The organism is Clostridiales bacterium (assembly GCA_025757645.1).
In the GTDB taxonomy this organism is placed as follows: Bacteria; Bacillota; Clostridia; order Oscillospirales; family Oscillospiraceae; genus CAG-103.
Map to the genome: position 1 here is coordinate 1727315 of CP107216.1, position 18745 is coordinate 1746059.

Genomic DNA, 18745 nt, shown 5'->3' on the forward strand with positions numbered 1-18745 from the left:
TCAGGAGCGATCAAATGCCGGATTGGTCATATAGACGTTCTTCTGATCCATCTTTTCCGTCGCCAGACGCAGCGCCTCGCCGAAGCGCTGGTAGTGCACGACCTCGCGCTCACGCAGAAACCGGATCACATCCGTCACATCCGGGTCGTCGCAAAGCCGCAGAATGTTGTCATAGGTCTTGCGCGCCTTCTGCTCGGCCGACATATCCTCCGACAGGTCGGCGATCACATCGCCGGTCACGCCGATCGTCGCCGCCGTCCACGGCGTGCCGGATGCAAACTGCGGAAAGACGCCCGCCGTGTGATCGACGAAGTACGTATCATAGCCGGACTGTTTGATCTGCTCCGGCGTCATGCTGCGCGTGAGCTGGTAGACGATCGTTCCGACCATCTCGAGATGACCAAGTTCCTCCGTGCCGATGTCCGTCAGGATCGCCGACAGCTCCGGATACGGCATGGCATAGCGCTGACTGAGATAGCGCAGGGACGCGCCGAGCTCGCCGTCCGGTCCGCCGTACTGCGAGCAGATGAACTTCGCCAGCGCGGGGTTGGCGTTGCGGATGCGCACCGGGTATTCGAGTTTCTTTTCATAGACAAACATCGCTTACTTCTCCTCCCCTTCCGGCTGCCACGGCCACGGTGCGTTGAGCCAGTCATAGACGTCTGCGCACGCGAGATCCGACACCGTGACCGGCCCGCACTGCTCCGTGTAGCGCTTGTGCCCTTCGGCACGCATACGGATGCATTTTTGCAGCGTCTCGAACGCCTCGCGGTCATCCGGATGCGTGTCGAGGTAGAGATTCAGCTCGCGGATGACGAAGTCCAGCGCCATCAGCTCGCACAGCGGCGTGCTGAGGTCGCCGGGTTTGTTGACCATGTTCATAAACGGCAGGTCCAGTCCCGGAAACAGCGTACCGCGCGCCAGTGCCATGCGCCGATCATACGCGGGTTCGCTGGACTGCTGCATGGGCGTCTGCGCCAGCGCCAGCGGCGCGCATTCCGGCAGCGGGCCCTGCTTGAAATTGCATTTGTCCACAGTCGTTCCTCCTTTTCAAATCGGGCACTCGGCCCGCATTATCCTATGCAGGCCCGGTTCGGCCGGTGCGGAACGCGACGAAAAAAGGCGGCGCCGTACGGCGCCGCCTTTGCGGAACGGAGCTTTATTTCGTTTTTGGCATCGCCATGCCCGTCTTTTTGAGCGTGGTGCGCAAAAAGAACAGCGAGAGGATCAGCGAGGCGACCTCCGCGATCGGGAATGCGAACCAGACGCTGCGCAGCACGCCGCTCAGCGACAGCAGATACGCCGCCGGGATGAGCACCACGATCTGACGCGCGATGGAGATGAACATACTGTAGACGCTGTAGCCAAATGCCTGGCACGAGGAACCGGCCACGATGCTGATACCGGCAAATATGAACGCCAGACTCATGATGCGCAGCGCGGGCGCGCCGATCTCCAGCATGGCGTCCGAGGCGTCAAACATCAGCAGCAGCTCTTTCGGAATGAGCTGGAATACGAGCAGACCGATCACCATGATCGCGACGGCGTAGACCATGCCGAGGCGGATCGTCTTATGGATACGCTCCGGCTTCTGCGCGCCATAGTTATAGGCAATGATCGGCACCATGCCGTTATTCAAACCGAACACCGGCATGAACACAAAGCTCTGGAGCTTGAAATAGACGCCGAACACCGCGACTGCCGTGGACGAAAACGTGATGAGGATCAGGTTCATGACGAAGCACGTCAGCGATGAGATGCAGCTCATGATGATCGACGGGATGCTGATGGCCGTGATCTCGCCCATGAGCTTGCCGCTCGGGCGGATGTGCCGCAGGCGCAGGTGGATCTCCGGATTCTTGCAATGATTGAGGATGACCGCCACGACCGCGCCCAGGCACTGGCCGATCACCGTCGCCCAGGCCGCGCCGGCAATGCCCATCTTCGGGAAACCGAGCAGGCCGAAGATGAGGATCGGGTCGAGGATGATATTCGTGATCGCACCGACCAGCTGCGTGATCATGGAATAGATCGTGCGGCCGGTCGCCTGCAGAAAGCGCTCGAAGGTGATCTCGATGAAAACGCCGAACGAGCACAGCACGCAGATATTGAGATATGTGATGCCGTACTCGACAATGGACTCAATGTCCGTCTGTGCGCGCATATAGGCACGAATGCCGACCAGGCCGGCGACGAGCACGAGCAAATAGCTCAGCAGCGCCAGCAGCAGGCCGTTGACCGCGACCTGATTGACGCGCTCGGCGTTTTTCTGCCCCAGCGCGCGCGACAGCAGCGCGTTGATGCCGACACCGAAGCCGACAGCGATGGAAATGATGATGTTCTGCAGCGGGAACGCCATGGACACCGCCGTGAGCGCATCCTCGCAGATGCGCGAGACAAAGATACTGTCCACGATGTTGTACAGCGCCTGCACGAGCATGGAGATCATCATCGGGACTGCCATGGACAGCAGGAGCTTATTTTCGGGCATTGTGCCCATTTTGTTTTCACGAAGGGTTTCTTCCGGCATATCGTCACTCCTAAATGTATCAGCAAACAATGTAAAACGCCACGAGTGCCTATTATAGGTTGCCCGCAGCAGGATGTCAAGGTATGTTGCATTTTTCACTTGAAAACGACACTTGGCCGTGCTATAATAATTGCACCTGTGGGATTAGTTCATTGGTAGAACACCTGCTTCCCAAGCAGGATAGGCGGGTTCGATTCCCGTATCCCGCTCCAAATCAGAAAGCCCCGGAATTCCATGAATTCCGGGGCTTTTCTTTGTATATCAATGCTTTGCGGTGCTTTTGCTTCGCTAAATTCTTTAACGCCATGTTGCTATTTCTCGAAGTCTGTTAGCACTTTTTCAGCGCAAAATGCTAACTAAAATGCTAACGCGGAAACCTAAAAAACAGCGCATCAAAGCAACAAATCGCCACTGAACGTAATGATCCAGTGGCGATGCTTCTACACTATTTAAATATTCAACTCAGCGCGCAACGCTTTTTGCAGAACCGCAGAGAAGTTGATTTCTTCGCGCTCTGCCATTGTATTCAGCCACGAAGGAATCGTCAGCGTTTTCTTTACAGCCTTCTTATCATAGAATTTTCGATAATCCATCGTGTCGCAGTCGATCAAGCTGCAGAACTGGTTTTCACCGCACTGCACTGCCGAGATATCCGAAGCTGCCGGAGTCTGTTCTTTTCGCTCTTCCATATCATAGAGCATCAGGCACAGCGCATCCTGCGCCGCTTCAATAGCCTCTGCCAATGTCGTTCCGGATGTAACGCACCCTTCCACGTCTGGGAAATACACACTGTATCCGCAATCTTCTTTTTCAAAGATTGCCGGATAAACATACTTAGTAGTCATAGTCTCTCCTTTTTCATTTACGCTCTTACATTATGTATCTTAGTCGTAGTGCAGGGGCTTTATTCAAGCCCCGCACTCTTCAAAATTGATTTCAATGTACCAGTCGGCACATCCTCTGTTTTGTGGCGTCCAACTGTGAACCGTTTCCCGGTTGCGGGGTTGCACCACACCGTATGTCCGCGCCCCTCTCTTGCAACAACACACCCGGATTTTTGCAAGAGCTTTATGAGTTCACTGTACTTCATGAGGCCCTCCAATCGCTTAGGATGGTTATATTATAGCACGTGTAAACACGTATGTCAACAATATTTCGCACGTATTTGTACGTATAGCAAAAATTCCCGGAAGGCCGAAGCCCTCCGGGAATGGTTAATTGAATGAATCCATGCATTATAGTTTATTTTTTATTGCTATCATCAGTATTAATCTCATTGTGCTTTTTTTCACCGCACTTGTCTTCAATGAAAAAGAGAAGCATTATGCAAGCAATAGCCATAATTATTGCGATGATCAACATACTAAGAACCGACACATCAGTAAAATCATATCCCGCACTATTAGCAAATATCTTCAGAAGCGCCGAAGCTACTATCTCTACCGTCGATCTAATCATTGAAAGAACTGTAATTAAGAGCAGCATAACCACTACTAAGGTATTCAGTTTTCCGGCGGACGTCTTAAACTCCAAAAAAAACGCATTACTTAACACACTAATCAGGCTAGATAAAACTTCACTGTCCTTGTTTCTCTTTCCGTCCCTATTTTTCTTCTCCTTTTTCATCAGTCTCTCTCCCTCTATCTTTTATCGCCACAATTGCGGTAAACAGCAATCCAGTGCTACCTAAAGTTAACGAAATTAAATACCACGGATTTATAATGACCGTCCTAAGGCACACACTTAAGATGAGAGTAGTGAGAGAAGAAACGGAAAGTATTAACAGAATCAAAATAGTAATGACAATCTCTTTGGGTAACGTAATCAACATTTTATCATCTCGCTTTGCTGCGGATTGATTGCTGCCCTCTTTGCTTTCATTATACGGTAAAACACTTGAAATATTTGTCGTTTCTTTCGCTGCACATTTCCACTCTGCGTAGTTTGAATGAGACCAATCATACTCAATAGCATTTTTAGTTGCTTCAGGATCTCGTGCTCCGCGCACCGCATCTGAATATATGATTCTAAGTAACTGCTTAACCCCGCAGCCATCGTCTTCCGAAAGCACTTGATCAATCATACTGGATTGCTCATTGAGCCACTTTTTTTCATTAAAATCAGCTACTTGCCCTTGCAAGCGTGTTCTCTGCTCATACGCTTTCGACCATACATTAGGTTCGCCGACTTGCGCTCTCATCATCTACTCCTTCATCCGGATTTTCCTCTGCAGCTATTCCATTCCCGTTTTTGTACTTTTTTTCGTAATCAATCATCTCTCTCAAAAAGCCTAAAGCAAAGCGCTTCATGCTTTCAGCAGGAATAGATACATTAGAACAAACAACAACTTTATCAGTATTTTCGGTTTCCTGGATCTTAGCAAATTGAATATTCATTTCTTTTTCTGACGCATTAAACAGGAAGAGCTGACAATCTATTGGGCTTTCCGCTTCAGCTAAAATTTCAAGTTCAAAATTTTTTCCGGTTTCCAAATGTTATCACTCCTCGGAAAAACGCAAGGCACACATATTGGCAATTTCATTATTCGTAAAAGCCGCTAAAATGCGTACATCCCGTTGCAATTCTTATCATTTCTGGCAATATTTTATCACATTTGATCGGTTTGTCAATCAGGCTCTTTGCCATTTCATTATGTCATATCCGCAAAAGCCGCCGAAGTTGAATCATCCCGGCAGTCTTGATATACATATTATGTATAAGCAAAAAACCCGGAAGGCCGAAGCCCTCCGGGAATTGCTTTGTCTTTATAATTATTTATTTATCCGTCAGCTGCTTGACGCTCTGGTTAAGCCCCGTCGCCGCCCAGCCGGACACGATGCCGACGGCGGCAGCGTTGAGCCAGTCGTGCGCGGGATAGTCCGGCACGCCCATCGCCCATGCGACGACGCCGAGGATCAGGCCGGTCGCGCCGCAGATGATTGGGATCCACTTATCTGCGGCCTCGGTCGCCTTGACGGCCATGCCCACAAGGTAAGTGATGGCGGTGATCGCCGCCACAGATGCAATACCAAGTTCCATAATGATGTCCTCCTCTTAATTTTTGTGCTCCAGATCATCGATCCGGTGATTGGCCACCTTGATGCGCTCGCCGAGGAGCTCGGTGCACTCCTCCAGCTTATATGTACGCGCGATGACCTGATTGTGCTTGTCCACCTTGCGCTCGAGCTGCTCAATGCGATACGCCTGCAGCTCGTCGCGCTTGTCCAGCTCCGCGATCAGCTTGTTGTGCTGCGCGCGGCTGTTGATGAGGCCGACCACAATGGCGGCCGCTGCGCTGACCAGCGCGGCAATGATAACCTCCGACATTCGCGCCTCACTTCCCGCCGCCAGCGGCGTCCACCATCCGCTGGCACACGAGCATCGTGCGCAGCATATCCAGCGACAGGTCGAGCCTGCCGTCGGCGTCTCCTTTGAGCGCGCCGCGGTCAACGAGTCGCTGCGCCTCTTCCTGCGCCCAGCCGGGCATGTCCTTGATCGTCTCGTACCGGGGGTTGCGTTCCGCTGCGTACTTGGTGCCGACCACAAGGCCACGGATCATATCCATGGACAGATCCAGATTGCCGCCGCCCACGCCGCCGAGTGCGCCTGCATCCACCAGCGCGCGCACCGTGTCCTGTGCCCAACTCGGGACTTCCTCGATCGTGTTGTACCTCACCATGTCATCCTCGTCCTCCTCGTCTGTAGTAGTGTTTTTCGGCGTCAGCATGGCCAGAAATGCCGTCCACTGCGCCGGGTCATCCACCCACGGCATGGGGCAGCGCTTGCCCGTCACGTCGTAGTGCCGCAGCACGTGCTCCGTGTCGATGCCATAGCGCTGCATGATCTCCCGCGCCAGCGCCGCGGCGTTTGCCACTGTCTCCGGCTTGATGTAGTAGCTGCCGTCGGCGCGCTTGCGGCTGCACATCTCGATGCCGATGCTGTTGGCATTGCGGCACTCGGGATGCCAGTACGCCCGCGCGCCGCAGTGCCACGCCGTGTCGCACTCGAGCACGGACTGCATCGCGCCATACTCGTCGCAAAAATAGTGTGCGCTGGCCTGCAGGCCGCCCACGCGGTGGTAGTAATCGCAGTTGTTGCGCGCGGTGTCGCCGTTGTTTGCCGTGTAGTGCATCACAATGTACCGCACCGGCTGCGTGCGCCCGGCGCGGTAATTTGACGGATCGCAAGAAACAAATTCCATCAGCTGTTACCTCCTTCATCTCTGCATCTCATCAATCCGATGCTGTAGGGCATCCTGTAAAATCAACAAGAGGCTCTTTTGAGGCTTATATGATTTCTTCGTTTGTAGTAACAATTACATTTTCCAGCGTGTCGTAGAGCACGATTGAAAAATAGGCTGCGCCATTTGAACTGTCGAATTTAAAATCGGCAACTCCATTGGCGGCATTAAAGTTTATAACAGGCCCTGCTTGGCCTTTTTCGAGATTGGCCAAAGATGTATATCCGACTTTGACTTGGGCTCGGTCAGCCTTGAAAAACTTGATAGATTGATATGATATATCAGTGTTCCCTTTCCATCGAATACGCACGACATCACCCTTTTTGACCGGGAGCAAGCCCGTGATATTCGTCCCTGAGTGTGCAACAGGTGCACCGCTGCTGCTATTGTATCGCATATTTTTATACATAGGCGTATGCCCGATGACGTTTCCATCCATGTCAATCGCGGCATCAAGCAGGTTTGTATATGCTGGGGCTTGGGCTACAGCGGTTGCCGTGATAACAATATCGCCGATCACCTCTGGAATAGCTATGACCCCATCTTTGTAAAATGTGGACACGTCCTCACCTCCCATCATGATTTTTACATTACTGACTTCGCACCCCGTGTCGGCAGTTATCGCAGTACAATAAGACTGCCCGTCAATGACATACGCGCGTGGGTTGCTACTTGTGCATTTTGTCAAAGCGACCCGTACAGCTCGCCTCAGCACGTCCGTGCTGCCACGCAATACAGCAGCAGTCACGTCCTTCCCGCCCATCGTCACTTTGATGGATTCAATCAATTTGCCGTTCGTGGGAGTGATGCTTGCTACGAACGGCTGGTACTGCTGCACAGATGCCGCTCCGTTGCTGACTGTGACATCAGTGAGTGTTTTTGTGATGCTGTACGTTGCGATATCTGCCGTCACTGTCTCCGGCGTCCCGTCGATCATAGCTGCTCGGAAAGCGTTGATTTTTTCGATTGTAATGCCGCACGACACCATAAAATTAACCACCTTATCGCGGAAGGTCGCACCAGGATAGGCATTCAAGTAGTTAATCTCGCGCGTCCACGGCGTTTCGTTCCTGCGACGGGCTTCCGCATCTGTGCTGACGCCAGAATAAAAACTCGTGAGTTCGTAATCCTTATCACAGTCGGATTGTGATACCCCAAGTATCGCTTCGCACAGCAGAGCGACCACGCCCGTTCGATCTGCGCCCGCAGAGCAGTGGAAGTATGTCGGCTTGTTTGCGATGACATAATCGAAGAGCGGGTCGAAGATCGCCTTGATATTCCCGCTTGACTTCTGATACGCAAGGTCGTTCCATGTCATATCAACCCACAGCATATCTACGGTCGGTCCAAAGCCACTTTCTGTCCTGCCGTTCAGTTCAGCCGCAAAACGCAGGTCAATTTCCTTGAGGATTCCGAGCATATCAATCGCCTGTTGTCTGCCGTCATCGGTCAGATATCCATACATCTCGCCGCCCCTGAAGAGCAGCCCGTACTTTACCATGCCACCATCGCAATCCCAGCCTCCAAGATCGCGCACGTTGTCCACGTTCGGCAAATGAATCATGCGGCACGCTCCGGCCGGTTTAATGACGCCCTGCTGGATAACTTTTCCGTCAACAAGCAGCACAAAAGTTGATATCGAGCCCGGTGTGCAGTTATAGATTGTGATTGCTCCTGCGCTGACCGGCTGCGAAACACTGTTACCTGTGTACCCGTCCACGATTGTCAGCGTTCCGGCGGACTTCATCACAATGTCTACGCCAACAGGTCGGTTTGCGCTCACTGTCGTCACATATTCGGGTATCTGCGAGACAGCGTAGTCCGAGGGGTCGTAAGTGACGTTTTTCAGATACCTGTCTACCTCTGCGCGGCACTGGTCAAATGTGTACACTTCGGTTTCCACTCCAGTGTTCAAGCAGCGCCTCACAGCATCGCCCATCTCCGCGACTTTGTATTTCGTTGCAGTGCCATTTTTCTCGCGGATAGCTGCTGCAATGTCCTGTACGGCGGTTTCTTCGTAGAGCTTTTTCATCTCAGTAGCTCACCTCGCTCCCATCCGCGATCTCCACTGTCTTAGCCACACTGCCGTCATAGGTAACGGTGGTGCTGCCGATCTTGATCGTCAGTTCGTTTGGATTTTTCAAGGCCGTGGGGATAGTGGGGATATCATCCATAGATGCCAGCCGCGTATCGCTTGCCTGCACAGTGCCATTGACGATGGCGATAGTCAGCGACTGCGCGGGGAAGCCCATTGCGGCCAGCGCTCCAGAGCCCGAAAATATCCAAGTATTAGCTGCGGGCATTGGGACAAACAGCGGAAGTGTTGCTGTATATGCGCCCAGCGCGCACCGGCAGACAAGATTATAGCCTGAATTATAAGCCGCCTTTATGTCGTCCATAGCCACTTGGCACGTGTAGTTGGGGTATTTTCCCGCAAGGTCGATATAAAAGACGAGGTGAATGTCGTCGATTATTTCTTGCTTGTCTGCTGCTGTCCAATAGTCGGTTCCTTTAACGGGCGTGTGACCGGAAGCACCCGGTGCGCCGCGAGATGGCTTGCCGGTGTCGGTCGCGCCAAGATACCAGTTGCCATTGTCGCCGATGTGCGGCGTAACACCGTCCGCACCAGCAGCCCCCGGTTTGCCATCGGCGCCGTCTTTGCCCGGTGCTCCGGTTGCTCCACGCGATGGCTTGCCGGTATCGGTGCTGCCAACGTACCAATTGCCATTGTCACCGATGTGCGGCGTAACGCCGTCCGCGCCAGCAGCCCCCGGTTTGCCATCTGCTCCATCCTCGACCGTGGCAATGGCTGCGCCGTCCACGCTGATTGTTGTCGTCTTGCCGGACTTAGTGGCCGTTACCACCGGGCTGTGACCGTCTTTACCCGGTGCACCATCCTTGCCCGGAGCACCGTCCGCGCCCTTGAGCTCGGCCACGGCGATAAGGTTTGCCCACGTCATGCCGCCGTCGCGGCTGTACTGGATGTAGCCGTCCGCTACGCGAAAGCTGCCGCCTGTCCGTGCCGCCTCGTTGATTGCCGCCACCAGCGTATCCTTTGCTTCCGTCGTCAGGTCGGCAAGGTCGCCGATCTGGCGCTGGATCGTCTGCAACGTCAGCTGGTCTGTCGGTGTGTATACATACCCGGCGGGCTTTGCGCGTTTGTGCACGATAAAGTCCTGCTGCACCATCGTGTACGCGCCGGTGTCGTCGGTTACGTAGGCGTAGGCCGTCAGCGGGTGCCAGTCCTGCAGCAGCTCGTCCGGGATGATGGCCGTGCCGTCGTCCCCGACATCCACGTCCACGCTGCAGCCAAAGCACTTATTTTGATAGTGGACCTGCTTGACGCCGTTGCCATCGGTGATCTTGACCCGCCGCCCGGTGTCCCACTGCCACAGCGCACCACGCCCGTCTGCGATTGTGATAGTCATATGGTTGCCCCCTTTACTTGTACCTGCCCACAACATAGTAGCTGATCTGCGGGCTATTAACCGTCGCGTCAGATGCTCTCACGCACTGATACGCCGGCGCGTGCGTCAGCCGCGTACCTATGTCGTTTTCCGTGTTAGTTGCAAGCCAGATGTTGCCGCTCCCAACCGTCGGCGTCGCAGACACGACAGGGTTCTCAACAAATGCAAACGGATATTGGCGTGCCGCCTTATTGGCCGCGAGACCCATCCACGATGCGGTATACAGTGCGCCCCATGTCTGCGTTTCCATTGCAAGCTCGTCCGTATCAAACGTAGCCCACATCTCTGCGATGCCCGACAACCACTTGCGCCACGTCCATTTGCCGGTCGTGCCCTGCGCAACGACATAGTCCGCGCCGACACCGGATGCCGACGATCCGGAAGGACCGCCGTCGGACGTGTTGTAGCTGCTGCCGGATTCGACGCTGTTGCCAATCGACGTTTTGCCGGAAAAAACGAATGTGTAATCCGTGATGATTGACGGGTATTCCCTGCCGTTGATGTCCTTGACGATAACCTTGTCGAAAATATCAAGCCGCGGGTCGGCCGGAAGATCTCCAGAGAATTTATAGATCGGCTTTTCTTTCAGCTGTTCGTACACCGTCTCTGCGACTGCTTCAGCAGCGACCGTAATTGATCCGGACGGTCCTTCGATGCCCAGCCACAAATTATCGTCATTCAGTTCAATAACGTAGCCTCCGGCACCGAAAAAATACGTGTGCTCTTGCCCGTCACTGGCGAATGTCTTTTTCACACGCACTCCAGTGACTTCGACCGGCGTACTTGCCACTTCCAGTTGGTTAATCCACTGTGTTAACGTCACATCTGCTGTAGACGTAATCGGTCGCACGTACAGCGCATCCCCAGACACCATGGCATTGCCACCGCAAGCCAGTGCGATAGCTTCAATCACCTGCCGAATGGTATGTTGTGCATCCACGGTCGCCAGTGCGTTATATCCCAAGTCGCTATCAATTGCGCTGGCTGTCAGGCCAATCTGCTGCGCCGCCAGCTCCCACAGCTCTTTGTAGTTATGGTCCCCCTGCATCGCTGCCGGACACAGCACATCCGCCGCCTTCATGGCATCGTAGCAAGTAAGCGTGGTAACTTCGTGCACGGTTTCCACTTCATAAACTTTAAAGCTGCCCATTGGAACCAAGTATCCATTGCCGTCAATGGTGATATTGGCGTTCAGGTGCACTGTCGCCCCTTCGTATAGATTCCGGTTATCTACGTTTTGCCACCCATCATCGTACATTTCAATTGTTGCACATTTGCACGCAGAAAGCCCAACCGGGTAACTGCCGGATGATATCTGCGCTGTGATTTTCGTCCCGCCCGGGCGGAACTGCGAGTTGCTTGCCTGCAGGTGCTCTCCGGCCTTGACCGTCACAGTTGTTCCGGCATAATACACCAATGTCACATCGTGATCCCACGTAAAAGATGCTTCGACCACAAAGTTCGTCTGCGATGGATAGACGCTTGTGATTTGACTTTCGACTGTTCGCATATCATGTCACCACCAATCACGTCAGCGGATTGACGCTGACCATGTTAAAATCCAGGGACGTAAACAACTCTTTGCCTTCGTTCAGCCGACCAATGTCAAGCTGCCCCTTGCCGACGTAAAACCACGACGTACACCACGCGCCATAATAGGCGGAAAAGTAGTGCAGCTGGAATTGCTGGCCTTTGGCGATAATCTTCAGGATCTGCGACAGCATAGTTTTGCTGATCGACGCCCGGCTATATCCAAGTGCTTCGACCGTGAACAGCGGACTGACGACGGCCGCGCCGGTCTGGGTGCGGCCGCTGTCCGCCGTGTAGGTCGTCTCAAAGTCGTACGACAGCGCGCCGGAGTCCGGCTGTGGAAGCACCAGCCATTCATCCGACGGACTTTTTCGAATTTTAATGTATTCCTGTGCCATGTGTTACACCGCTACAAGCGGGTTTTTACCCGTTTGCCCTTTCCGCAGTTTTGCTTCGGTAATGACTTCGTCAAACAGCGTCCGGCGATCCAGCCGCGCAATGAATTCGTATCGGCTGCCAGCGCTGCCAGCTTCTTCGCGCACGATTTGGCGCAGCAGGGATTCCGGCGCTTCCAGGTTGTTTCCGTTGCGCTGGTCGCCCAGCACGGCAAGGAACTGCCGGTTCGCCGGGATGACCGCGCCGCGCGCCAGCATCGGGATCTGCGGCACTGGCAGTGGATTCACGCCCCACATATTCTGGAACGGTGAAATGCCGAGGAAGTGCGCATTGCGGATCGTATTCAGCATGGAGTTGATCCTGTTGAACGGCACGGCAATGATCGTGTTCATGCCGCGGATAATGGCATTGACGACCGCGCGGAAGGTATTTTCAATGCCTTCCTTGATGCCTGACCAGATACGGCCGCCGGTCGAAAACACGTCTTTGACCTTCTGCCATGCATCGCGGAATTTGCCCTGAAACCATTCCGGCACGGATTTGAACGCGTTTTTGACGCCCTCCCAGGCGGATAAAGCGCCGGAGGCGACTTTTTCCCACAGGGATTTGAAGCCGTCCTGCAGGCCGCCAATCGGGTTCATTAAATCCAACAAACCGAGACCTACTTTTTTGATGCCTTCCCACACGTTGCCGTCTAGTATGTCGGCGATACCTTCCAGCACCAAACCGACGCTGCTAAGAATCCACGCGATTCGCTGCATCGCCACATACAAGACGGTTTTCACGATGAACTGCACGACCGGAGAATCCCAGATACGCTTCAGGGATTCGATGATTGAACGCAGTGCTTCGCCGATTTTCGCCAACCCAGCCTGGACGTTGTCCGGCAGCTTGACCTGGCTGACGCCGCTAAAATCAGGCGCGGCAGACCCGCCGCCACCGCCTCCGCCGCCGGAACTGTCGTTCGATTCCCAACGGTTCATTTCGTCCAGCCCCGAAAGCTGCCGCTTCGCTTTTTCCGCCGCGTCACCGGCTGCGGATGTGGCGTTTGCCTGCTGGTACAGCGCTTTGGCGTTGGCCTGTGCCTGCGATGCCGTCTGACCGAAGATTGCGCCAAATACAGACGAAATAACGGCCGTAAGCTTCGCCAGCCATGACAGCAGCGTCCGAATGGCGGGAAGAACAAAACTATAAATCGGCGCGAAGGCCGTCAGTAGATTGCCCCTGATCTGCGCAAGGGACGCAGACATTTGCTTGTCTGCGTTGATGGTGTTCAGCAGCACAGACCGCATGGCGCGCAGCGCCTTCGCGATCATCGTAAAGATAAACACTTTCTTCGCGATGGTGGCAATGCGCTTTGCGAATTTGCCCATTTGTTCGGACACTTTCGACGTCGATGCAGCCGCTGACTGCTGCTTCTGCATGTAGGCGCCTATAGCGTCGTTTGCCTTGGCCTGGTCCGCCTGCAATCCCTGCAACTGCAGTTGCGCGTCTTTCATCTGCTGCGTCGTTTTCTGGATTGCATCGCCGGTTTCCTGCGATACTGTCCCGGTGCTTCTGGTTTTCTTTTCGTTTTCGGCAACAGCCTGCAGTTCTTCCAGCTGCTGCCGCAGCGTGGCTACCTTCTGCGCGGCCTTGTCCACGTTGTTCGCGGCCTTTTTTGCGTTGTTTTCCAGCTTCGCAAGGCCAGCGTCAAACTGGCCACTGTTTATCGTTGTATCAAATACCAGATCGCCGACAACATCAGCCATCGCGCACACCCCCTGTCATCAGCTGCCGGATGAATTCATCTTCGTCATCGGTCAGATGCGCCGACTTGAAATCAATCAATTCCCGGTTTTCGTCGTAGTATTCGCGTTCCCACTTTTCCAGCTCCTTGTGCTTGCGCAGCTTCCGCCGGATGTCCAGGATCGTGGAAAATGTGCAGTCACCGATCTCCATGTAGTAGCCGACGAACGTCCACCAGTGCATATACGGCAGCGCGCGCACGTCCTGCCCAGCTACGCGGTTGATCGGCGCAATGATCATCGGGAAATCCTGTTCCCAGTCCATCTGCTTCGGCTGCTGCCGCTGGTCGCCGCGATCCACACCGCCGTCTAAAAACCACAGCATGAATTTCACCGCGGCGGCCATGTCCGTGATCTGATCCCAGTCCGGATAAAAGATCTTGACCGCCACTTCGGCGCGATCCTGATCTGTCAGCTCTGGGTCATTCAGCGCGGCGCAGATGTCCAGAATTTCTCGGAAGTCGCTTCGGATACGAAAACACCGGCCGCCGATACATGCTGCCTTCGGCAGGCCGGTATTCATGATCTGCGCTTCTTCCTGCGCTGACCGCCGCTGTATTTATCCAGGTATTTTGCCTGACGCTTCTGCGCGGCAGCGGTCGCAGCGTCCATCTCGCGCCGGATCTGGCGCGAAACCGCTTCCAGGAACGAAATGATTTGCAGGGAACCGGACGGCGTGAGCGAAACGCAGTAGGCTTTGCCGAACACTGTATCGCAGACGGGCGAAGGGAACGCCGCGTCCACCTGTTCGCGTGCGTAGGCGTCCAGTTCTCGGATCGTCGTGCGGGCGTCCGTATCGCTTTCCTGCGTGCCCATTTCGTCGGCTTTGGCCTTGATCGCCATCGCTACCGCTTCCAGCCGGTCGATGATACCGATGTCGTTCGGGTCAAAATAGATCTTCCGGTTTGCGTCGCCATTGATAGTGAACGCTTTCAGGCCGGTTTCAAAAGAAATGTTATTGCTCACGCCGCCACCCCCTTATGCCGTCGCCTTCGTGAACGTGGCCACGCCGTCCGCAATGGCCGCAGTGCCGACCGTGCGCGTGCCGCCGTAGGTCACGTCAAACGGCATGTCCACCGTCTTGTCGCCGCCCAGCGACTTCACTTCGATTGCGCAGCCGCTATAGCGCTCGGCAAACATCGCCGTGTCCTTCGTGCCGGCATAGCAGTGCACGATCATCATATCCTGTTCGGCCAGCGCTGCGACATCCTGATCCTTGATTGCCAGCTGCCACAGCTTCGTCAGCGCGGTTTCGCCGGCGTCCAGATTGCACGGGTCAAAGGTCTGCGTGATGGTCGGCGCGGACATGGTGGTAAACGTGTTGCCCAGGATGTCCTGCGTGGTCTCCTTGTTCCAGTCATATTCCTGACTGCTGTCTTCCACGCGCTTGCCGACGATCGACCAAACCGGCGCGGAAGACGTGCCGGTATTCAGGAAGGCCATCAGCAGTTTGCGGGCAATCGTCTGTCCCGCGGTTGTGTTAAAAGTCGTACTTTCAGGCATAATGCATCACCTTTCAAAATTATTGTCGTACCGCATCGACAGGGACACGGCCCAGTCTTCCACACCGTCGGCGTAGCGCCCGGCCAGATAGGCCGCCGACACCTGTACAAATGCAGTGATCGTCCGGCCATCGCCGAGGTCCGGCCACGCGGCAAGCGTGTGCTGCTGGCCGTCCGCCGTGATCGGCTGTTTTTCCAGCCAACGCGCCAGTTTGTCCAGCCAGCCCTTGATGTGGATGCGGTCCGTTTCCGACTGCGGCACGGCGCGATATACCACCTGAAACGCATAGTTGCATTTCTGGTACACACCGCCCATGATGTCGGTCGTTTCGCTGATCACCGTCGCCGCAGCGGACGGGTAGATCCCGACGCCGGACTTGTCGCCCAGCTCGCCGAACCGGATTTCCCGCGCGCCAATGGCCGGGAAACCATTCAGCAAGCCGCTCAGGATCGTTGAAAAATCTTTTGTGTCAACCATTTGATTCCCCCAGGATGATCCGCTTGCACTCCGCGGCCCATTCCTTGCCGTGTTCGTTTTGGGCCACTTCCGCCCAGTGCGGCACGCCGGTCGCAAACCGCAGATCGCGGTCGGTCGCAACTTTCACAGCGTCCTTGCGCGCCCACGGTGAACCGGTTTCCGGGTCGACCATGACCTTACCCATATACAGATACCGTGCATATGGGCCTGGGAACACAACCTGCCGGCCACCTTCTGCGACGTATGAACGCTGCTGCAGGCTGCCGGTTTTCAGCGGCATATACAGCTTGCTGTCCGCCAACACCTGCCGGCCGAGCCATTCCTGCGCTTTGGCGAATCGCGGGCCGTATTTGGCGAACCGGAGATTTACCCGGACGTGCCCTTTGACATAGCTGACGTCCTTATAGTGCTTGATGCCGCTCATGACGCTGTCACCTCGAAGTGTGCAATCAGCGGAAACCACGCGCAGGATGTGATGCGGTGGCACTCCGTGACTTTGCATAGCACATCGTATTCCGCCCAGTCGTGCTCGCCGCGGCAGAAATAATCGCCCGGCTGAAACGCAATCATGCCGCTGCGGTCATCCGCCGCCTGGTACACTTCCGGCGTCGCATAGGTCAGCGCGCCAATGGCCGCTTTCGGGACAAGCAGCAGCACATAGTGCCCCGGCACATCGCCGGTCGTACCTGGCGTCATAGCGGTTTTTGCTTCCACCTTGACGCCGGCCAGCACGTACCGCACCCACGTATCGGCCTGACCGCGCGCACCGCGCACGCGCGAAAAAAGCGTGATCGTATCGCTATGCAGCAGCATCAGCATGTCACCCCCGCGTATAGCACAAGGACACCGTCCACGGCCACGCCGGAAAGCCAGCGCCGGAGCAAGTCAAACACCAGCTCGTCACGTGCCGCCGTAGTCTTCGCGGCGGCCGTGTAGCAGCTGTCAGCCGCTTTATATGTGATCGATTCGCTGCCGGACGACACCGACGCCACAGGGCCGGCGGTTTTTACGCCGCCGACGTCTGCGGTTTCAGCCGCGCTGTCACGCGCCTGGTCAATGCGGTAAAGGCATTCGGCCAGTTCGCACGCGCAGTCCTGCAGCTTTTCGGCGTCGATCGTGGATTCCGGCAGCGTGCCGCCGAAGCGGTCGAACGTAAAGCGGTCGATCTCCCGCGCCGCCGCACGCAGGTAGCGCGTGGCGGTCGATTCATCGCAGAAAGGGGACAGATCGTCCCCGTACCGTTTTACGTATGTGTCAAAATCCGCGTACACCGTGATTCACCTGCCGATCACGCGCTTGCGTAGGACTTCACGTGCACCTGCGCAGCGTCCAGCACACGCAGGGCGGCGTTTTCCTCGACCTGCGCCTTGGTGCCAGCGAACAGCTCGGAGTCGACCATGCGGACGATGCTGAAGTTATCGCCGACACCGAAGGCGTTCGGATCGTACATGATGAATTCCACCTTCGCAAGGTTCGCCGCCGTAACGCTGGCCTTCGTACCGCCGTGCGGATAGTAGGCAAGATCAGCGGACGACGCGAAGCCGTTGACTTCGATCCAGGTAAAGCCCATGAAGCTGCCTACCTGGCCGCCGGCAGCGGCGGCGAGCAGCATTTCGTTGGACGTCGGGGTATACTTCTCACCGGCGAACTCCAGCATCGTCGCGAAGAAGTCCGGGCTGCAAAGCACGATGGTGGGGTTGGCTTTCGCCTTGACCATGGCTTTGCGTTCGGCCAGTACCTGCGCCTTGAAGTTGGCCGCAGTGGTCTTCGTGGTGTTGGTGGATGCAGTACCCTCGGAGATCAGGCAGGCAAGCGCGCACTGATTCTTTGCCTCCGCGACTTCGCGGGTGGCAAGGGCCAGATGCTCCTCGGCAATCGGGAACGCCACAGCAGCCGCCTGCACGCCGTAGATCTTCTTCGACGCCTGCAGGTTGTTGTTGAAAACGGCCTGAACCAGCGTGTCAGCGGCAGCGGTGTCCGTGAAGTCACGGCCGGGCGTGCCGACAGACGCGGCGGTGGAGGTCAGCTTGTGCCAATAGCAGCCGCCGGCGCCGTCGACCATCACGTCCTGATAGGTCACACCGGGTACAAGCCAGGTCTTATAAAACAGGTTGGGAAGAACAGTTGCCTTGTACTGCTCATCCACGTAAAGGGAACCATACTGGATAGACATAGATCATCATTTCCTTTCGTAGTCTTAGCCCCTGAAAAACGGGTTGTTTTTGTATTTCTGGGCTACGTATTCTTTTGCGCCCCCCGCCGGCGGCACCATGCCGCTGTGACCGGACGAAAAGCGCGCCTTGCTGGCGGGATCGGCCACAAGGATGCCGGGAATCTCCTTGCCGTTCTGATCGGTGACAAGGCCGGTAAACAGGTCGTCGATCGACTTGCCGCGCGCATCGTCGGAACCCAGAGCTGTCACAAGCTTGTCCGTGATGCTTTCGCGCGTGATGTCGTTGACGAAATGCTTGCCCGACAGGAACGTGTCCACCGTACTGCGCAGCTTCACGGCGGCAGCGTCCTTCTTGCGGTTGTCCCTCTCGGTCTGCAGGTCATTGGTCAGGGTCGTGATCTGACCCTTCAGCGCTGCGACATCCACGCCGTCAAAGGCGGCAAGCTTGCCCTGCACGTCTTTCAGCGATGTGTCCAGCGCGTCGTGGCGTTCCTGCAGCTTGGTGAATTCCGCCACGGTCTTGTAGTTTTCGGCGACGGCCTTGCGCAGATCCGCCGCCTTTCCTTCCGGAATCGTGATACCGAAGTCGGAAAGAATGGTCTCGATGTTCTTCATGCGTAATCCTCCTGAACGTGATTTTTA

25 protein-coding genes and 1 tRNA gene are annotated in these 18745 nt (G+C 55.5%); 1 reads left to right on the forward strand and 25 read right to left on the reverse strand.

What is annotated here, in order from left to right; translation table 11 throughout:
• The 3 genes from OGM61_08280 to OGM61_08290 form a co-directional block, all read right to left on the reverse strand.
• Window positions 1-600 carry a manganese catalase family protein gene (locus tag OGM61_08280; protein UYI83849.1) on the reverse strand — a complete coding sequence of 200 codons (600 nt, stop codon included), beginning with the start codon at window positions 598-600 and terminating at the stop codon, window positions 1-3.
• A 3-nt stretch (window positions 601-603) separates the two neighbouring features.
• On the reverse strand, window positions 604-1035 hold the full coding sequence (locus tag OGM61_08285) for a spore coat protein CotJB (GenBank protein UYI83850.1): 432 nt from the start codon (window positions 1033-1035) through the stop codon (window positions 604-606).
• Between the two features lie 124 nt (window positions 1036-1159).
• Window positions 1160-2530 carry an MATE family efflux transporter gene (locus OGM61_08290; GenBank protein UYI83851.1) on the reverse strand — a complete coding sequence of 457 codons (1371 nt, stop codon included), beginning with the start codon at window positions 2528-2530 and terminating at the stop codon, window positions 1160-1162.
• A 138-nt stretch (window positions 2531-2668) separates the two neighbouring features.
• On the opposite strand from OGM61_08290, the gene OGM61_08295 reads away from it, so the two are divergent.
• Window positions 2669-2742, forward strand: a tRNA-Gly gene (locus tag OGM61_08295).
• Window positions 2743-2979: 237 nt separating this feature from the next.
• Here OGM61_08295 and OGM61_08300 read toward each other — a convergent pair.
• From OGM61_08300 to OGM61_08405, 22 genes are all read right to left on the reverse strand, one after another.
• Window positions 2980-3375 (reverse strand): type II toxin-antitoxin system HicB family antitoxin, encoded by a 396-nt coding sequence (locus OGM61_08300; protein ID UYI83852.1) that lies wholly within the window; start codon window positions 3373-3375, stop codon window positions 2980-2982.
• Window positions 3376-3434: 59 nt separating this feature from the next.
• Entirely contained in the window at window positions 3435-3620 is a 186-nt protein-coding gene (locus tag OGM61_08305) for a type II toxin-antitoxin system HicA family toxin (protein ID UYI83853.1), read from the reverse strand.
• 152 nt (window positions 3621-3772) lie between these two features.
• The gene (locus tag OGM61_08310; GenBank protein UYI83854.1) at window positions 3773-4156 is read right to left on the reverse strand and encodes a hypothetical protein; all 384 of its coding nucleotides are present in this window, start codon (window positions 4154-4156) and stop codon (window positions 3773-3775) included.
• Window positions 4134-4730, reverse strand: coding sequence for a hypothetical protein (locus OGM61_08315; GenBank protein UYI83855.1), 597 nt, complete (start codon window positions 4728-4730; stop codon window positions 4134-4136). Before OGM61_08315 ends, OGM61_08310 begins: the two co-directional genes overlap by 23 nt.
• Complete coding sequence (locus OGM61_08320) at window positions 4705-5022, reverse strand: hypothetical protein (protein ID UYI83856.1); 318 nt, start codon at window positions 5020-5022, stop codon at window positions 4705-4707. Before OGM61_08320 ends, OGM61_08315 begins: the two co-directional genes overlap by 26 nt.
• Window positions 5023-5305: 283 nt before the next feature.
• On the reverse strand, window positions 5306-5569 hold the full coding sequence (locus tag OGM61_08325; protein UYI83857.1) for a phage holin family protein: 264 nt from the start codon (window positions 5567-5569) through the stop codon (window positions 5306-5308).
• 15 nt (window positions 5570-5584) lie between these two features.
• The gene (locus OGM61_08330) at window positions 5585-5857 is read right to left on the reverse strand and encodes a hypothetical protein (GenBank protein UYI83858.1); all 273 of its coding nucleotides are present in this window, start codon (window positions 5855-5857) and stop codon (window positions 5585-5587) included.
• Window positions 5858-5864: 7 nt separating this feature from the next.
• Complete coding sequence (locus tag OGM61_08335) at window positions 5865-6731, reverse strand: N-acetylmuramoyl-L-alanine amidase (protein UYI83859.1); 867 nt, start codon at window positions 6729-6731, stop codon at window positions 5865-5867.
• An 85-nt stretch (window positions 6732-6816) separates the two neighbouring features.
• A complete protein-coding gene (locus tag OGM61_08340; protein UYI83860.1) occupies window positions 6817-8802 on the reverse strand; it encodes a tyrosine-protein phosphatase in 1986 nt (661 codons plus the stop codon).
• A gap of 1 nt (window position 8803) precedes the next feature.
• Window positions 8804-10198, reverse strand: coding sequence for a collagen-like protein (locus OGM61_08345; GenBank protein ID UYI83861.1), 1395 nt, complete (start codon window positions 10196-10198; stop codon window positions 8804-8806).
• Window positions 10199-10211: 13 nt separating this feature from the next.
• Window positions 10212-11747 carry a hypothetical protein gene (locus tag OGM61_08350; protein ID UYI83862.1) on the reverse strand — a complete coding sequence of 512 codons (1536 nt, stop codon included), beginning with the start codon at window positions 11745-11747 and terminating at the stop codon, window positions 10212-10214.
• A 16-nt stretch (window positions 11748-11763) separates the two neighbouring features.
• Window positions 11764-12165 carry a hypothetical protein gene (locus OGM61_08355; protein UYI83863.1) on the reverse strand — a complete coding sequence of 134 codons (402 nt, stop codon included), beginning with the start codon at window positions 12163-12165 and terminating at the stop codon, window positions 11764-11766.
• Between the two features lie 3 nt (window positions 12166-12168).
• Entirely contained in the window at window positions 12169-13914 is a 1746-nt protein-coding gene (locus OGM61_08360) for a hypothetical protein (protein UYI83864.1), read from the reverse strand.
• Window positions 13907-14473: a bacteriophage Gp15 family protein gene (locus OGM61_08365; protein UYI83865.1), complete on the reverse strand. Its 567-nt coding sequence runs from the start codon at window positions 14471-14473 to the stop codon at window positions 13907-13909. The genes OGM61_08360 and OGM61_08365 overlap by 8 nt, the downstream gene beginning before the upstream one ends.
• Complete coding sequence (locus tag OGM61_08370) at window positions 14470-14916, reverse strand: hypothetical protein (GenBank protein ID UYI83866.1); 447 nt, start codon at window positions 14914-14916, stop codon at window positions 14470-14472. The genes OGM61_08365 and OGM61_08370 overlap by 4 nt, the downstream gene beginning before the upstream one ends.
• A gap of 12 nt (window positions 14917-14928) precedes the next feature.
• A complete protein-coding gene (locus OGM61_08375) occupies window positions 14929-15453 on the reverse strand; it encodes a hypothetical protein (GenBank protein UYI83867.1) in 525 nt (174 codons plus the stop codon).
• A 6-nt stretch (window positions 15454-15459) separates the two neighbouring features.
• Window positions 15460-15930 (reverse strand): hypothetical protein, encoded by a 471-nt coding sequence (locus tag OGM61_08380; GenBank protein ID UYI83868.1) that lies wholly within the window; start codon window positions 15928-15930, stop codon window positions 15460-15462.
• Complete coding sequence (locus OGM61_08385) at window positions 15923-16354, reverse strand: minor capsid protein (GenBank protein UYI83869.1); 432 nt, start codon at window positions 16352-16354, stop codon at window positions 15923-15925. Before OGM61_08385 ends, OGM61_08380 begins: the two co-directional genes overlap by 8 nt.
• The gene (locus tag OGM61_08390) at window positions 16351-16749 is read right to left on the reverse strand and encodes a hypothetical protein (protein ID UYI83870.1); all 399 of its coding nucleotides are present in this window, start codon (window positions 16747-16749) and stop codon (window positions 16351-16353) included. The genes OGM61_08385 and OGM61_08390 overlap by 4 nt, the downstream gene beginning before the upstream one ends.
• Window positions 16743-17201, reverse strand: a complete 459-nt coding sequence (locus tag OGM61_08395; GenBank protein UYI83871.1) for a hypothetical protein — start codon at window positions 17199-17201, stop codon at window positions 16743-16745. The genes OGM61_08390 and OGM61_08395 overlap by 7 nt, the downstream gene beginning before the upstream one ends.
• A 17-nt stretch (window positions 17202-17218) precedes the next feature.
• On the reverse strand, window positions 17219-18103 hold the full coding sequence (locus OGM61_08400) for a hypothetical protein (GenBank protein UYI83872.1): 885 nt from the start codon (window positions 18101-18103) through the stop codon (window positions 17219-17221).
• A gap of 24 nt (window positions 18104-18127) precedes the next feature.
• Window positions 18128-18718, reverse strand: coding sequence for a phage scaffolding protein (locus OGM61_08405; GenBank protein ID UYI83873.1), 591 nt, complete (start codon window positions 18716-18718; stop codon window positions 18128-18130).
• Between the last annotated feature and the right edge of the window lie 27 nt (window positions 18719-18745).

Bases quoted from the DNA above. Each gene is read 5' to 3' on its own strand.
- OGM61_08280 (UYI83849.1), bottom strand. From the start codon at position 600: ATGTTTGTCTATGAAAAGAAACTCGAATACCCGGTGCGCATCCGCAAC.
- OGM61_08290 (UYI83851.1), bottom strand. From the start codon at position 2,530: ATGCCGGAAGAAACCCTTCGTGAAAACAAAATGGGCACAATGCCCGAA.
- OGM61_08300 (UYI83852.1), bottom strand. From the start codon at position 3,375: ATGACTACTAAGTATGTTTATCCGGCAATCTTTGAAAAAGAAGATTGC.
- OGM61_08305 (UYI83853.1), bottom strand. From the start codon at position 3,620: ATGAAGTACAGTGAACTCATAAAGCTCTTGCAAAAATCCGGGTGTGTT.
- OGM61_08310 (UYI83854.1), bottom strand. From the start codon at position 4,156: ATGAAAAAGGAGAAGAAAAATAGGGACGGAAAGAGAAACAAGGACAGT.
- OGM61_08315 (UYI83855.1), bottom strand. From the start codon at position 4,730: ATGAGAGCGCAAGTCGGCGAACCTAATGTATGGTCGAAAGCGTATGAG.
- OGM61_08325 (UYI83857.1), bottom strand. From the start codon at position 5,569: ATGGAACTTGGTATTGCATCTGTGGCGGCGATCACCGCCATCACTTAC.
- OGM61_08330 (UYI83858.1), bottom strand. From the start codon at position 5,857: ATGTCGGAGGTTATCATTGCCGCGCTGGTCAGCGCAGCGGCCGCCATT.
- OGM61_08335 (UYI83859.1), bottom strand. From the start codon at position 6,731: ATGGAATTTGTTTCTTGCGATCCGTCAAATTACCGCGCCGGGCGCACG.
- OGM61_08340 (UYI83860.1), bottom strand. From the start codon at position 8,802: ATGAAAAAGCTCTACGAAGAAACCGCCGTACAGGACATTGCAGCAGCT.
- OGM61_08345 (UYI83861.1), bottom strand. From the start codon at position 10,198: ATGACTATCACAATCGCAGACGGGCGTGGTGCGCTGTGGCAGTGGGAC.
- OGM61_08350 (UYI83862.1), bottom strand. From the start codon at position 11,747: ATGCGAACAGTCGAAAGTCAAATCACAAGCGTCTATCCATCGCAGACG.
- OGM61_08355 (UYI83863.1), bottom strand. From the start codon at position 12,165: ATGGCACAGGAATACATTAAAATTCGAAAAAGTCCGTCGGATGAATGG.
- OGM61_08360 (UYI83864.1), bottom strand. From the start codon at position 13,914: ATGGCTGATGTTGTCGGCGATCTGGTATTTGATACAACGATAAACAGT.
- OGM61_08365 (UYI83865.1), bottom strand. From the start codon at position 14,473: ATGAATACCGGCCTGCCGAAGGCAGCATGTATCGGCGGCCGGTGTTTT.
- OGM61_08375 (UYI83867.1), bottom strand. From the start codon at position 15,453: ATGCCTGAAAGTACGACTTTTAACACAACCGCGGGACAGACGATTGCC.
- OGM61_08380 (UYI83868.1), bottom strand. From the start codon at position 15,930: ATGGTTGACACAAAAGATTTTTCAACGATCCTGAGCGGCTTGCTGAAT.
- OGM61_08385 (UYI83869.1), bottom strand. From the start codon at position 16,354: ATGAGCGGCATCAAGCACTATAAGGACGTCAGCTATGTCAAAGGGCAC.
- OGM61_08390 (UYI83870.1), bottom strand. From the start codon at position 16,749: ATGCTGATGCTGCTGCATAGCGATACGATCACGCTTTTTTCGCGCGTG.
- OGM61_08400 (UYI83872.1), bottom strand. From the start codon at position 18,103: ATGTCTATCCAGTATGGTTCCCTTTACGTGGATGAGCAGTACAAGGCA.
- OGM61_08405 (UYI83873.1), bottom strand. From the start codon at position 18,718: ATGAAGAACATCGAGACCATTCTTTCCGACTTCGGTATCACGATTCCG.